Raw genomic sequence first — 12939 nt, forward strand, 5'->3', positions numbered from 1 at the left:
TATGGCAAGAGAAGATTTAATAGAAGTTGAAGCAAAGGTTAAAGAAATTTTACCGAACACAAAATTTATAGTTGAGCTAGACAACGGTCACACGGTTATAGCACACGTATCTGGTAAAATCCGTATCCACAACATACGCATTTTACCTGGTGATAAAGTAACAGTTGAATTATCACCATATGATTTATCACGCGGACGTATTACATACCGCAAAAAATAAGGAGCAATTAAAATGAAAGTTAAAGCATCAGTTAAAAAGCGCAGCGCAGATGACATCATTGTGCGCCGTAAAGGTCGCGTATACGTGATCAACAAAAAAAATAGAAGACACAATCAAAGACAAGGTTAAGGAGATTAAACTATGGCAAGAATTGCAGGAGTAGACATCCCTACTCAAAAACGAGTGGTTATCTCGTTACAATACATCTATGGCATTGGTCAAACTACAGCACAAGAAGTGCTAAAGAATGCTAATGTATCAGAAGATATTCGTGTTAAAGACCTAAATGACGATCAATTATCAGCAATCCGTGGCGAAGTAGCGAAAATCGTTACAGAAGGTGACTTACGTAGAGAGTCAACATTAAACATCAAACGTTTAATGGAAATTGGTTCATATCGCGGTATTAGACACCGTAAAGGCTTACCTGTAAACGGTCAAAACACAAGAAACAATGCACGTACTCGTAAAGGGAAACCTAAAGCGGTTACTGGAAAGAAACAGGCAGGTAAATAATAATGGCAGCTCAAAAAAGAAAAACAACTAAAAGAAGAGTAAGAAAAAACATACCTTCAGGTATTGCTCACATTCATACAACTTTCAATAATACAATCGTAACTATCACAGACCCAGCAGGTAACGCTATCTCTTGGTCAAGTGCTGGTGCTTTAGGTATTAAAGGATCAAGAAAATCTACACCATTTGCAGCTCAACTTACAAGTGAAGCAGCAGCTAAAGGTGCAATGGACAACGGTATGGCTCGTGTAGAAGTATATGTTAAAGGTCCAGGACCTGGTAGAGAGGCTGCAATTAGAAGTTTACAAGCAGCAGGATTAGAAATTACAGCGATTAAAGATGTGACGCCAGTTCCTCATAATGGATGTCGTCCACCAAAACGTCCACGTAACTAATTTAAACCATAGGAGGTAAACTTGTGAAAGATTTAAAATTTGAAAAACCAACATCTGTCGAAGAAATATCTCAAGAAGGTAACTTGGGACGCTTCTTAATCAAACCACTTGAACGCGGTTATGGGTTAACCTTAGGTAATGCATTAAGACGTGTCTTATTATCATCATTACCAGGTGCTGCAATCGTCAATGTTAAAATTGAAGGTGTGGAGCACGAGTTTTCTACCATTGAAGGCGTTTATGAAGATGTGATGGGAATCGTTCTTAACCTTAAAAAGGTCGTATTCTCAGTTGATTCACAAGATCCACAGTATGAACAACAATTAGAATTATATGCAGAAGGTCCAGCTGTGATTACTGCAGGTGATTTTAATTTGGCAGACGACATCGAAGTTGTCAATAAAGACCAACATATTGCAACACTAGCAGAAGGTGCTAAGTTCAATATGACAGTTACAGTTAGACGTGGTATTGGTTATGTACCGGCTGACCAAAATAAACAATATTCTAAATACGAATTAAACGTTATTCCAATTGACTCACTTTATACACCAGTTGAACGCGTTATCTACAGTGTAGAAAAAACACGTGGTGATTTAGATGAACTAACAATTGAAATTGAAACAAATGGTGCTATCTTAGCCAAAGAAGCTTTAGCACTTGCATCTAAGATGTTAGTGGATCACTTCCAAGTACTTGTAGATATTTCTGAAAGAGCTAGTGAATTTGATTTCATTCGCGATATTGAAGAAGAACCAGCAAGCAAAAAATCAGATACTAAGATTGAACAACTTGATTTATCAGTTCGTTTATTCAACTCACTAAAACGTAGTGGTATCACTACAGTTGGTGAATTACTAAAATTATCTGAAGAAGAAGTTATGAGACTACGTTCATTAGGTAGAAAATCATTCAAAGAATTAAAAGAAAAATTAGCAGAACATGGACTTGAATTCGAGCACTCTACTTCAAAAGAAGCAAGATTCGGATTTGATTCAGACGAAGATAAGGAGTAATAATTATGGCAATACCATCAAGACTACGCCGTACGACTGATCAAAGAGAAGCTTTACTACGCGATTTAGTAACAGACTTAATCATCAATGATCGTATTACGACAACAGAAGCAAAAGCAAAATCCGTACAACGCGTTGCTGATAAAATGGTCACATTAGCTAAAAAAGGTACTTTAGCAGCTCGTAGACAAGCAGCTGAAACAGTACGTTTAGAAGATGCTGGTGAAGGCAAAGATGCACTTCAAAAGCTATTTAGCGTAATTGCACCACGTTACAACGATCGTACAGGTGGATATACAAGAATTATTAAAACTGTGCCTCGCCGTGGCGATGCAGCACCGATGGCAATCATCGAATTTATTTAATATTAAATTCTAAAAACCTTCTATCATTAGAAGGTTTTTTATTTTACTTTTACTAATTATCTTAAGTAAATTAAATCGTATTAAAAACAACACCTAATATTTTAGTTATCAAAATGAATAAAGATTGGTAATTCATGCTATAATAATAGTAATCAATACATACATAAGTATTTTTTCAATACGTATTAAATGTATGAGACGGAGGTAAAAGGGAAATGAGCAAAGACATGAAAGTCTATAAAGCTGACAATGGGGAAACAGTTTTATTTTCAAAAGGTAAAGCTTGGCATGTTCATACAGATGGTTTAACAGATCATTATAAAGCAGTCAATGGAGATAAGGTTAAGCTAACCGGTAAAGTTGTATTTATATCAAAGAGTGTCAAGAAAGTTACTATCACTCAAAATCAATATGAAATAGTAAAACGTTCAGCGAATGAACGCCAATATATCACATTTGATTTTGTTAATTTAAATGAAGTACGCCTTGGTACACGTGTATTTTTAACTGAAGCGGGTCAATCAAAACGTGAAAAACGTGATCACAAACGTTCTCTTCGCGAACAGAAAAGCCAAGCACTTGCAGATAAAAAAGCTGCAGCAATTCAAAAAAAGGCTGATAAGCGCATGAAAAAAGAAGAAAAACGCATATCAAAAAAAGATAAAAATAACATAGACATGTTTGATGAATAATTTAGATAGGTGCTTAAATGTAAGCACCTATTTTTATGATTAGGTTCTATGGTACAATAAATTAAGTAAACCAATGAGGAGGCAAGATGAGAAAAATAGCAATTTTACTTATGATAGTAAGTAGTATCTTTCTTTTAAGTTCATGTGATATAATCACGGACTTACTAAATGAAAAGAATTATGAAGTGACTTTTCATATTGTTGATGAAGAAAGTTATAGTGTGATGGTAACTGATTTTACTAATGAAGATTTTAATATGAGTCAACTACCCAATAAAACAGGGTATGATTTTAAAGGATGGTATTTAAATGAAAATTTTACAAATGCCTATATCCCTAAATATGCGTATGAGTCTGCATTAAACCTTTATGCGAAGTTTGAAGTAAAGACTTTTAATGTAAGTATTTATGATACAGTTATGAATGAAATAAATATTTTTAACATTAATTATGGTAGTACATTAAGTGATATCGTATATAGTCATGAAGGTGTTATCTTAACTGGATATAAATATATTGAAGATGATGCTACATTTGATATAAGTACAGAAGTTACAACCGATTTAGACCTTTATACAGTCTTTGAATCAAGGGAAGGTTATGTACTAGTAACATTTGAAACAAACACGGATATACCTACTATAAATAGAGTTTCAACGGCTAATATAGAATTAGAGATGCCAAATAATCCAGTAAAAGAAGGTCAAATATTTGTTGGCTGGTTTACGGATAACACCTATTTAACATTCTATGACTTTAATGAATTAGTAACAACAGATCTTACACTTCATGGTAAGTTTGTAACACCGACTACAATGGATTATGAAGTCGATGATACAGTGGTGAGTTTTGAAGGATTAAATGATGCCCTACAGTATCAATATTATATTAAAAACGGTGACATATTAGATGAACCATTTACTGAAACATTAACAAATTACATTGACTTAAAACCATTTGAAAGTCTATTTTTAAATGAGACAGAAATGATTGTTAAAGTAGTATTTCCATCTGGGGAACAATATGTATTGTTTAATGTATTTTTAAAGTTTGATGACCTTACAATATATAAAGAAAACTTTGAATCCAGTGCATTTTTAGCAAGAACAAATTATTCCAATAATACAACACCAAGAATTGATGGACCATTAGATTATCAGTACAGTATCTTAAATGGTACAGCATCGACTACAAAACCGATTGAAGGTTTGAAGTCTGTACAACTTAGAAATGGCACCAATACGCCATACTTGCAAACTAACTTTTTATTAGAGGGTGTTACAAAGATAAGTTTTCTAGCAAAATCTTCAAATCATAATTTATCTTTAAAGGTCTTAAATAGTTTAGGTGAAGTCCTAGCGACATATCCATTTGAACTTACAGCAACACCAATAGTTTATCAAGCAACAATCAATCAAATTGGTCCAATCAAACTTAAATTTGAACTTGTAGCAACATCTAATATTACAACTGGTGAACAAATATTTATCGATGATATCAAAGTATTTGGTAGTACTTCATCTAAAGTATTAGTTGAAATTATTAAAGAAGAAGAACCAGATACAGACCTAGAAGCCATTAGACAAGCCTTTGAAACACATAGAAGTAAATTAACGCCTCCAGGATTTAATGCACTATCTAATGAAGGATTACTCGGGTATTACGCTTCATTAAATGGTTTAACAGGTAATGCATTTAAAACAGAACTTACAAATATATTAGTTAATACACATAGAAGACTCATTAGTTATGATGAAGCAAGGTTCGTTCTTGAAATGTCAGATATCGTAACTAATGGAGATAAAACTTATTTAGATGGTATTTACTCTGGTCATGAAATTGTTCGTTATTGGGACGGTGGTGCTACATGGGCTAGGGAACATGTTTGGCCAAACTCTAGACTAGCAATGGATAGAGTATCCGGATCAAATAGAAATCAAGCGAGTGATGTGCATAATTTAAGAGCAATAGACCCTAGAGTAAATAGTTCTAGATCAAATAGATATTTTATGGAAGCAACAAGTTATGGACTTGTAGGAACTACTGCCTATTATCCAGGGGAAAATTATAAAGGTGATGTTGCTCGTATATTATTTTATATGGTAGCAAGATATCCTGATATATTAACATTGCGTGATGATAATATTGTTGATAGTGCCTATACAAGTGAAGGTGCAGTCATGGGTGTCTTATCACTACTTATTAAGTGGCATGAATTAGATCCAGTATCACCGTTTGAAATCAACAGAAATAACGTAATTTACAGTTTCCAAGGTAATAGAAATCCATTTATAGATTTTCCGGAGTATGTAGATGTCTACTTTAACTAGATGTCATTGGGCAAAATCTACTGAAAACATGGCACACTATCATGATCATGAATGGGGTGTACCTGTATATGATGATTTAAAACTATTTAAAAAGTTACTTTTAGACATGCAACAAGCAGGACTGTCTTGGTCAATTGTTTTAAACAAGAGAAAAGATATCTTAGAAGCGTTTGATAACTTTGATCCATACATCATGATAAGTTATGATGATGAAAAAATAAATAGTTTACTAAATAACCCTAAGATTATTAGAAACAGGCTTAAAATAGAAGCTATGATTCATAATGCAAAAATGTATATAAAGCATTTTGGACAAACAGTAAGTTTTTCAAACTTTTTATGGTCCTATGTGGACCATAAAGTAGTGGTACACGACATTAAAGTACCTAAACATACACCAACTGAAACAGATATATCTAAACTTATCAGTAAAGAATTAAAAAGATTAGGATTTAAATTTGTAGGCAGTATTACAATTTATGCCTTCTTACAAGCAGTTGGTATATATAATGATCACCAAAATGATTGTTTTAAAAAAAGATAACAGGAGAACAAAGTCATGAAGTTTAATGAATATACTTATGAAAGACCTAACTTAGAGGATTTAAAATCTAAATTAGAAGAACTTACCAATAATTTAACTGAAGCACAAGATGCTAAAGAAGCATTAAGTGTTGTCAAACTATACCATAAGATCATGGATAATGTGGATACACAAATGCAACTTGTCTTAATTAGACACTCAATTGATACATCGAATACCTTTTATGATGATGAACAAGCATTTGTTGATAATGCAGCGCCTTTAATTGAATCCTCTGCAGTTAAATTTACTAATGCACTTTTATCATCTAAGTTTAGAAGTGAATTAGAAGCATCGCTTGGTGAACTTATCTTTAAAAAAGCAGAACTAAGTAATAAAACATTCAATGATGAAGTCATTGCTGACTTACAGTTGGAAAACAAATATACAACAGAGTATGTCAAAATTAGATCAAGTGCTCAAATAACATTTGAAGGTAAAGTTTATAACTTATCCCAAATGGCACCTTTTACAACACATAAAGATAGAAAAATTAGAAAAGAAGCAGCTAAAGCAATATCTAATTGGTATAAAGAAAAAGAGCCCCTTTTTGATGAAGTCTATGATAACCTAGTTAAAGTACGTACAACAATCGCAACCAAATTAGGATATGAAAACTTCATCCAATTAGGTTATGATAGATTAAAACGTGTAGACTATCATGCAGAAGATGTTCAATCCTATAGAGAACAAATTGCAGAAAAAATAGTACCAGTTGTAAGTGATTTAATGAAACGTCGTCAAAAACGCTTAGGCTTAGATAAAATGATGAGCTATGACTTAGGGTTAACCTTCTTAAATGGAAACACTAAACCTAAAGGGGATAGAGCATGGCAAGTTGAACAGGCGATTAAAATGTATGATGAATTAAGCCCGGAAACATCGAAGTTCTTTAGATTTTTAGTCGACAGTGAACTATTAGATTTAGATAGTAAAGCGAATAAAGAAGGTGGCGGTTATTGTACATATATCCCAGATTATCAAGCGCCATTTATCTTTGCTAATTTTAATGGTACATCAGGTGATGTTGACGTATTAACGCACGAAGCAGGTCATGCTTTCCAAGTATATATGTCTAAAGACTTAATCCCTGAATACAGATGGCCAGGCTATGAAGCAGCAGAAATTCACTCGATGAGTATGGAATTTCTAGCATGGCCATATATGGAGTTATTCTTTAAAGAAGATACAGATAAATATAAATTTGCACACCTTTCTGGTGGACTTGAATTTTTACCATATGGAGCACTTGTAGACCACTTCCAACATGAAGTGTATGGTAATCCAAATATGACACCTAAAATGCGTAAAGATACTTGGAAAAAGTTAGAAAGAATCTATCAACCATGGAAGATTTATGAAGGAGCAGATCCAGTAGGTGAAGGTTTATTCTGGTTTAGACAAGGACATATCTTCCAAGATCCGTTCTATTATATTGATTATACACTCGCACAAGTACTTGCATTTGACTTCTGGGGACACAATCAAAAAGACCCTAAAAAGACTTGGCAACGCTATTTAGAATTATGTAAGATGGGTGGTCAATATAGTTTTGTTAGACTTCTTAATGAAGCTAAATTACCAAATCCATTTATGGATGGTACAATAGAAGAAATTCTAAAACCTGTCAATGCATATTTAAGTAGTATTGATGATTCTAAATTCTAAGTTACAAAAAAATCCTATCAAAACGATAGGATTTTTTATTGAGTGTAATTTAATCAATAAGTTTTACAAAATCTAAATTCAGTACATGGTGATAAACTTGATGTAGAAGTTTTTCTAATATATCAAGATCAACATCTTCTAATTTTTTGATGTACAGACAACCTTTTCCTGTGGTGTATTTTCCAAGACTACTTAATATGTCAAACTGATTCACATCATAAGATAAATAAAGTGTGATGGCTTGTTTTCTACTAGATAATCCAATAATAGGCATATGACCTGATGTTTTAGATGGATACTTGTAGAATAGATTACCATATCCGATGATACTACTGCCCCAAAGTTTTGGAGATCTCCCAGTTACTTTAGATAGTAGATTCGTAAGTATTAAAATATCATCTAATCTATTAGATTCAATCGTTAGTAAGTAATTATCAATATGAGTACTTGTTATTTCCATGCGAACTACCTCTTAGGTACTGATTTATTCCATGAGCAGCCATAAACCCATCATGAATTGCTTTTGGTATTTGTAGCATGCCACCAACGCAATCACCTGCTGCAAACAAACCCTTAATATTTGTTTGCATATAATTATCTACAACGATATTATCATCTTTCATAAGGACACCTAATTTTAAGGATAACTCGGTTGCCATAGGGTGACTTATCGCTAAGAACACACCATTGACCTGATAACTATCATTTGTTGTTTTTATATGTGTTAGTCGTTTTTCACCAATAAATGCAACTAATTTATCTTTTATCACGGGATATTTTTTATGTGTATAAGGTAAACCATTTGTGAAAATCATGATATCTTTAGTATAATTTTCTAGCGTTTCTAGTTCATGTTCTAAATAAGCACCATTGCCTATTAAAGCAACTTTCTTATTTTTGTAGAATAAACCATCGCAAGTCGTACATAAATGAATACCTTTAGATTTAAATGTCTGATAGCCCTCTAAATTAATTTGAACTCTAGGTTTACCAGTAGCTAAGACCACTGTCTTAGCTTCATAGGTTTGGTGCGTTGTAGTAACTACAAAGTGACCAGATAAATCCTCAATGTTCAATACGGACTCATTTTTAACTTCAATACCGAGTTGACGTGATTGCATAATGCCTTTAGTAATTAACTGTTCTCCAGCAATAGGACCATGACCGTAAAGATTATCAATTACATCTAAATTAGAAAGTTGACCTTTATCTTTACCTAATACCAGAACAGAAAGATTTAACTTTCTTAAATTAATGGCAGTAGATATACCAGCTGGACCAACACCAATCACGATAGCATCCATCATATACTTAACCAACTTTCAATATCTTCATAACTATGCAATCCAGTTAATTCTTTAACCTGGCTACCATGTTCAAATAAAATCATTGTGGGTAGACTAAAAATATCAAATAAATCAGCAAGTTCACTTTCAGTTTCACAATTAATTTTAAATACTTTTATTTTTCCGTAATAATCATCAGAAATATCTTCTAATATAGTTAAAAGTGATTGGCAACTTTTACAAGCAGGACCATAAAACTCAATTAATACATAACCTGATGTTTTGTGGACCAAATCCCTAAAGTTTTCTTTTGTTAAATCAAATAACATGAGTGATCACATCCTTATAATCTTATATTTATTATAACGCAATAAGGCATAATATTTTACCAAATAGAACAGATATGTGAAACTTACGAAAATAAAAAAATATACCATAAACATATTTTAGGCCAAGTACATCGCCAAATTAGGCGTGAATAATGATATAATAAAAAGAAGCAAGATTGGTGGTTATTATTTTGATAAAAGTAGAAAATTTAAATTTTACATATGATGAAACTAAAGAGACAATTAAGGACTTAACTTTTAATATACCTAAAGGTAGTTGGGTATCTATTTTAGGTCACAATGGTAGTGGTAAATCTACACTAGCCAAACTATTAGTTGGATTACTTAAAGCTGAAAGCGGCAATATTTATATTGATGATATTTTGTTAACAGAAGATACGGTTAATGATGTTAGAAAAAAGGTGGGTATTGTATTTCAAAACCCAGATAACCAATTTGTTGGTGTTACAGTTAGACATGATATTGCTTTTGGATTAGAAAATATGCAAATACCTCAAAAAGAGATTGTTGAACGTGTTGAAAAATACGCTAAATTAGTAGGGATGGAAGATTACCTTAAAAAAGAACCATTCCAATTATCTGGCGGACAAAAGCAAAGAGTTGCAATCGCTGGTGCGCTTGCAATGCATAAAGATTTGATTATTTTTGATGAATCCACATCCATGCTAGATCCTGAGGGTGTAGCAGAAGTAACTTCTTTAATTACGAAACTTAACCACGAACAAAATCAAACAATTATTACAATTACCCATGATTTAGACTTTGCTTTAAAAAGCGATTATGCAATCATTTTAAAAGATGGAAGATTAATAGCTGAAGGTAAACCATCTGAACTGTTTTTACAAAAAGAATTATTAGAACAATCTAAATTAACAATACCTTTAGGTTTAAAGGTATATATTGACGTGTTAAATGATCAAGAACTAAAAAATAATAAAAAACTGGTAGAAGAACTATGGACATACAACTTAAAGAAGTAGGACATGCCTACAAAGGATTTAAGGAACTATATCATGCAATAAATAATATCAACTTAACCATTCATGAGACTGGTGAGTTTATTGCTATTGTAGGTCAAACAGGTAGTGGCAAATCCACACTTGTTCAACACCTTAATGCTCTAATGCGTCCAACATCTGGTCAAATTAATATACTAGGTACAATGCTACCTTCGAAAAAGAAAATTAAGGTGAACCACTTACGTCAAAAAGTAGGTTTAGTCTTTCAATTTCCCGAATATCAATTATTTGAAGTTGACATCTTAAAGGATGTTGAATTTGGTCCATCTAACTTTAAAGAAACTAAAGCACATGCCCATGAATATGCTAAAGAAGCACTGCAAATTGTAGGTATTGATGAATCTTTATATCACGAATCACCATTTAGAATATCAGGTGGTCAAATGAGAAGAGTAGCCATTGCAGGTATTCTAGCAATGAAACCACATATTTTAGTGTTAGATGAACCAACACGTGGTCTAGATCCTCAGGGTAAAGATGATATCATGGATATGTTTAATGATATCCATATAAAAGAAAATAAAACGATTGTCATGATTTCTCATGACATGGATATTGTTGCTAAATATGCCAAACGTGTGGTTGTATTAGACAAGGGTCAAATCGTGTTTGATGGACCCAAAGAAGTACTATTTACACATAAAGACTTTGATACATTCCACTTAGACTATCCAACACCAATGAAAGTACTAAATCATCTACATCATACATTAGGCTATCCTAAGAAGTTAGTACTATCCAATGAAGAACTCCTTAAACACTTAAAGGAGGTACAAGAATGAATATTAAAATAGGGCAATATATTGCAGGAAATTCTATTTTACATAAACTAGATCCTAGAATTAAAATCATGAGCATGATTTTACTTATTGTAGCAATCTTTTTAGTACCAATTAGTTCAGAACCTGAAAATATTATTTGGATGATTTCATTATTTCTATTTTCATTAGGTATAGTCTTTTTATCAGGTATTCGTATTGGTAAGGTACTTCAAGGTCTTAAAGCTATTGTATTTTTAATGACATTCACATTTATCATTCAACTATTTACCATACAACCTGCAGATCAAACTGCATTACTTGATCAACCAATGACTTTAAGCTTTATATCGGTGATAGGTTTAGTAGTATTGACATTCTTATATCACTATTTAAAACCTAAAATCAAGTTTCGTACTACTTGGTTTTTCACTTATGTAGTATTGATATTTGTTTTACAGTGGGCGGTTAGAATGTATATACCATCTTATGACATAGTATTTAACTTTGATTATGATTTTAAAGTATTTCCGGAGGGGCTAGTTCGTGGTGGTTTCATCTTCTTAAGAATTATTGCTGTAATGGTTGTCGCATCCTTGCTGACATTTACAACATCTACAATTGAATTAAATGATGGCTTAGAATCTTTAATGAAACCATTAAGAATTATTAAAATTCCTACATATATTTTCTCAATGATGATATCTTTAACTTTAAGATCTATTCCAACATTACTTGTTGAAACAGATAAGATTATGAAAGCTCAAACCTCTCGAGGTGCTGATTTTAATGAGTCTACACTACGTCAAAAGATTAGACAAATCATTGCACTATTAATTCCTGTATTTGTTATTAGTTTTGATAGAGCAGATGATTTAAGTAATGCGATGGAAGCAAGAGGCTATATTATAGGAGAACCTAGAACAAAGTTAGATGTCTATAAAATTAACTATAAAGATATATTAAGTTTAAGTGTTGTTATACTTATAATTGTTGGATTGTTGGTGACTAGATTTGCGTTATAAGGCAGTGTTTAGTTATGATGGCACTAATTATAGTGGCTATCAAAAACAAATTAATCAATTAGGTATCCAAACAGTTATAGAAAAAGCATTTAGACTAATGACACAAATAGATATAGAAACCTTTGCCGCTTCTAGAACAGATAAGGGTGTACATGCACTACATCAAGTGCTTCATTTTGATTCAGATATTGAATTATCATCCGATCAATGGGTAGATGCTTTAAATAAAAGACTACCAACAGATATTAGAGTGATGAAAGTTACACCTGTAAGGGAGGACTTTCATGCAAGACACAGCGCGAAGTCTAAAAGATATATTTATAAAATAGCAAAACAACCATCTACAGTTTTTAGAGGAAACCACGAACTTTATGTAAAAAACTTTGACATCGATCTTGTTAAGGATAAGTTACATACTATTGTAGGGACTCACGACTTTAGTGGGTTTAGTCCAAATAAGGAACAAAAACCACCAATCAAAACAGTTTATAGTTTTGATTATAAAGAAACTAAAACACACTATATATTTAGCATCCACGGAAATAGTTTTTTAAGATATATGGTGCGTATTATTATGGGGAATGTGATTGCAATAGCAACCTCAAAAAAACCTCAAAATCAATTAGAAATATTACTAGAAACTAAAAATAGAGCGTTATCTGCAAAAACTGCAGATGCTAAAGGTCTTTATTTAAAACATATTTATTATTAAGATT

Annotated in this window: 17 protein-coding genes; 14 read left to right on the forward strand and 3 right to left on the reverse strand. The window is 32.3% G+C overall.

The window, feature by feature from the left end; genetic code table 11:
* Nucleotide 1: 1 nt before the first annotated feature.
* From infA to IY230_RS04610, 10 genes are all read left to right on the forward strand, one after another.
* On the forward strand, nucleotides 2-220 hold the full coding sequence (gene infA / locus IY230_RS04565; protein WP_196370198.1) for a translation initiation factor IF-1: 219 nt from the start codon (nucleotides 2-4) through the stop codon (nucleotides 218-220).
* A gap of 12 nt (nucleotides 221-232) precedes the next feature.
* Nucleotides 233-349 carry a 50S ribosomal protein L36 gene (gene rpmJ, locus IY230_RS04570; protein WP_012242068.1) on the forward strand — a complete coding sequence of 39 codons (117 nt, stop codon included), beginning with the start codon at nucleotides 233-235 and terminating at the stop codon, nucleotides 347-349.
* A gap of 12 nt (nucleotides 350-361) precedes the next feature.
* Nucleotides 362-736, forward strand: coding sequence for a 30S ribosomal protein S13 (rpsM, locus tag IY230_RS04575; protein WP_012242069.1), 375 nt, complete (start codon nucleotides 362-364; stop codon nucleotides 734-736).
* A gap of 2 nt (nucleotides 737-738) precedes the next feature.
* Nucleotides 739-1131 carry a 30S ribosomal protein S11 gene (gene rpsK, locus IY230_RS04580; RefSeq protein WP_012242070.1) on the forward strand — a complete coding sequence of 131 codons (393 nt, stop codon included), beginning with the start codon at nucleotides 739-741 and terminating at the stop codon, nucleotides 1129-1131.
* A gap of 23 nt (nucleotides 1132-1154) precedes the next feature.
* Nucleotides 1155-2147: a DNA-directed RNA polymerase subunit alpha gene (locus tag IY230_RS04585; protein WP_196370200.1), complete on the forward strand. Its 993-nt coding sequence runs from the start codon at nucleotides 1155-1157 to the stop codon at nucleotides 2145-2147.
* Between the two features lie 5 nt (nucleotides 2148-2152).
* On the forward strand, nucleotides 2153-2512 hold the full coding sequence (gene rplQ / locus IY230_RS04590; RefSeq protein ID WP_012242072.1) for a 50S ribosomal protein L17: 360 nt from the start codon (nucleotides 2153-2155) through the stop codon (nucleotides 2510-2512).
* A 215-nt stretch (nucleotides 2513-2727) separates the two neighbouring features.
* On the forward strand, nucleotides 2728-3204 hold the full coding sequence (locus IY230_RS04595) for a hypothetical protein (protein WP_196370202.1): 477 nt from the start codon (nucleotides 2728-2730) through the stop codon (nucleotides 3202-3204).
* Between the two features lie 86 nt (nucleotides 3205-3290).
* Nucleotides 3291-5534, forward strand: a complete 2244-nt coding sequence (locus IY230_RS04600; protein ID WP_196370204.1) for an endonuclease — start codon at nucleotides 3291-3293, stop codon at nucleotides 5532-5534.
* The gene (locus tag IY230_RS04605; RefSeq protein ID WP_196370206.1) at nucleotides 5518-6078 is read left to right on the forward strand and encodes a DNA-3-methyladenine glycosylase I; all 561 of its coding nucleotides are present in this window, start codon (nucleotides 5518-5520) and stop codon (nucleotides 6076-6078) included. Before IY230_RS04600 ends, IY230_RS04605 begins: the two co-directional genes overlap by 17 nt.
* Nucleotides 6079-6093: 15 nt before the next feature.
* Nucleotides 6094-7785, forward strand: a complete 1692-nt coding sequence (locus IY230_RS04610) for a M3 family oligoendopeptidase (RefSeq protein ID WP_196370208.1) — start codon at nucleotides 6094-6096, stop codon at nucleotides 7783-7785.
* A 49-nt stretch (nucleotides 7786-7834) separates the two neighbouring features.
* Here the strand turns inward: IY230_RS04610 and IY230_RS04615 are convergent, their stop codons facing one another.
* From IY230_RS04615 to IY230_RS04625, 3 genes are read right to left on the reverse strand one after another with little or no spacing between them, the layout of a single operon-like run.
* Nucleotides 7835-8245, reverse strand: a complete 411-nt coding sequence (locus IY230_RS04615; RefSeq protein ID WP_196370210.1) for a DUF1801 domain-containing protein — start codon at nucleotides 8243-8245, stop codon at nucleotides 7835-7837.
* Entirely contained in the window at nucleotides 8220-9092 is an 873-nt protein-coding gene (locus tag IY230_RS04620) for an NAD(P)/FAD-dependent oxidoreductase (protein WP_196370212.1), read from the reverse strand. Before IY230_RS04620 ends, IY230_RS04615 begins: the two co-directional genes overlap by 26 nt.
* A complete protein-coding gene (locus tag IY230_RS04625) occupies nucleotides 9089-9400 on the reverse strand; it encodes a thioredoxin family protein (RefSeq protein WP_196370214.1) in 312 nt (103 codons plus the stop codon). Before IY230_RS04625 ends, IY230_RS04620 begins: the two co-directional genes overlap by 4 nt.
* A 191-nt stretch (nucleotides 9401-9591) precedes the next feature.
* Here IY230_RS04625 and IY230_RS04630 point away from each other — a divergent pair, with 191 nt between their 5' ends.
* The 4 genes from IY230_RS04630 to truA are packed head-to-tail and all read left to right on the forward strand — an operon-like array spanning nucleotide 9592 to nucleotide 12935.
* Nucleotides 9592-10401: an energy-coupling factor transporter ATPase gene (locus IY230_RS04630; RefSeq protein WP_230852598.1), complete on the forward strand. Its 810-nt coding sequence runs from the start codon at nucleotides 9592-9594 to the stop codon at nucleotides 10399-10401.
* Nucleotides 10377-11222, forward strand: a complete 846-nt coding sequence (locus tag IY230_RS04635; protein ID WP_196370218.1) for an energy-coupling factor transporter ATPase — start codon at nucleotides 10377-10379, stop codon at nucleotides 11220-11222. Before IY230_RS04630 ends, IY230_RS04635 begins: the two co-directional genes overlap by 25 nt.
* On the forward strand, nucleotides 11219-12223 hold the full coding sequence (locus tag IY230_RS04640) for an energy-coupling factor transporter transmembrane component T family protein (RefSeq protein WP_196370220.1): 1005 nt from the start codon (nucleotides 11219-11221) through the stop codon (nucleotides 12221-12223). The genes IY230_RS04635 and IY230_RS04640 overlap by 4 nt, the downstream gene beginning before the upstream one ends.
* Nucleotides 12213-12935 carry a tRNA pseudouridine(38-40) synthase TruA gene (truA, locus tag IY230_RS04645; protein WP_196370222.1) on the forward strand — a complete coding sequence of 241 codons (723 nt, stop codon included), beginning with the start codon at nucleotides 12213-12215 and terminating at the stop codon, nucleotides 12933-12935. The genes IY230_RS04640 and truA overlap by 11 nt, the downstream gene beginning before the upstream one ends.
* Nucleotides 12936-12939 lie beyond the last annotated feature (4 nt).

The organism is Acholeplasma laidlawii, assembly GCF_015709225.1.
GTDB classification, from domain to species: domain Bacteria; phylum Bacillota_I; class Bacilli_A; order Acholeplasmatales; family Acholeplasmataceae; genus Acholeplasma; species Acholeplasma laidlawii_A.

Bases quoted from the DNA above. Each gene is read 5' to 3' on its own strand.
- rpsK (WP_012242070.1), top strand. From the start codon at position 739: ATGGCAGCTCAAAAAAGAAAAACAACTAAAAGAAGAGTAAGAAAAAAC.
- IY230_RS04625 (WP_196370214.1), bottom strand. From the start codon at position 9,400: ATGTTATTTGATTTAACAAAAGAAAACTTTAGGGATTTGGTCCACAAA.
- IY230_RS04640 (WP_196370220.1), top strand. From the start codon at position 11,219: ATGAATATTAAAATAGGGCAATATATTGCAGGAAATTCTATTTTACAT.
- IY230_RS04595 (WP_196370202.1), top strand. From the start codon at position 2,728: ATGAGCAAAGACATGAAAGTCTATAAAGCTGACAATGGGGAAACAGTT.
- IY230_RS04615 (WP_196370210.1), bottom strand. From the start codon at position 8,245: ATGGAAATAACAAGTACTCATATTGATAATTACTTACTAACGATTGAA.
- IY230_RS04610 (WP_196370208.1), top strand. From the start codon at position 6,094: ATGAAGTTTAATGAATATACTTATGAAAGACCTAACTTAGAGGATTTA.
- IY230_RS04600 (WP_196370204.1), top strand. From the start codon at position 3,291: ATGAGAAAAATAGCAATTTTACTTATGATAGTAAGTAGTATCTTTCTT.
- rpmJ (WP_012242068.1), top strand. From the start codon at position 233: ATGAAAGTTAAAGCATCAGTTAAAAAGCGCAGCGCAGATGACATCATT.
- rpsM (WP_012242069.1), top strand. From the start codon at position 362: ATGGCAAGAATTGCAGGAGTAGACATCCCTACTCAAAAACGAGTGGTT.
- IY230_RS04635 (WP_196370218.1), top strand. From the start codon at position 10,377: ATGGACATACAACTTAAAGAAGTAGGACATGCCTACAAAGGATTTAAG.
- infA (WP_196370198.1), top strand. From the start codon at position 2: ATGGCAAGAGAAGATTTAATAGAAGTTGAAGCAAAGGTTAAAGAAATT.
- IY230_RS04605 (WP_196370206.1), top strand. From the start codon at position 5,518: ATGTCTACTTTAACTAGATGTCATTGGGCAAAATCTACTGAAAACATG.
- IY230_RS04620 (WP_196370212.1), bottom strand. From the start codon at position 9,092: ATGATGGATGCTATCGTGATTGGTGTTGGTCCAGCTGGTATATCTACT.
- rplQ (WP_012242072.1), top strand. From the start codon at position 2,153: ATGGCAATACCATCAAGACTACGCCGTACGACTGATCAAAGAGAAGCT.